This window comes from Escherichia sp. KCJ4928, from assembly GCF_004352695.1.
Taxonomy (GTDB): Bacteria; Pseudomonadota; Gammaproteobacteria; order Enterobacterales; family Enterobacteriaceae; genus ECMA0423.
On sequence record NZ_SJWV01000575.1, the window covers coordinates 1 to 534 of the forward strand.

At 56.2% G+C, this 534-nt stretch carries 1 protein-coding gene; it reads left to right on the forward strand.

Going from position 1 to position 534, the window contains the following annotated elements; genetic code table 11:
• Nucleotides 1–534, forward strand: a 534-nt coding sequence (locus E0D98_RS25660) for a DUF932 domain-containing protein (protein ID WP_165941079.1), incomplete at both ends; no start/stop codon positions are given.

Genomic DNA, 534 nt, shown 5'->3' on the forward strand with positions numbered 1-534 from the left:
TGCGTCTGCGGCGGGCCGGAGAGATAAACGGAGAACATGTCCCTGAAATTATTCTGCTCAACTCTCATGACGGTACCTCCAGCTACCAGATGCTGCCGGGTTACTTCAGGTTCGTCTGCCAGAACGGATGCGTCTGTGGTCAGTCTCTGGGGGAAGTGCGTGTTCCGCACCGGGGAAATGTGGTGGACAGAGTCATTGAAGGGGCTTACGAGGTGGTGGGGGTTTTTGACCGGATTGAGGAAAAGCGTGATGCCATGCAGTCGCTGATTCTGCCGCCACCGGCACGCCAGGCGCTGGCACAGGCGGCACTGACTTACCGTTATGGTGACGAACATCAGCCCGTCACCACCGCTGACATTCTGACACCACGACGCCGGGAGGATTACGGGCAGGACCTGTGGAGCGCATATCAGACCATTCAGGAGAATATGCTGAAAGGCGGAATTTCAGGTCGCAGCGCTAAAGGAAAACGTATCCATACCCGTGCCATTCACAGCATTGACACTGACATTAAGCTCAACCGCGCATTGTGGG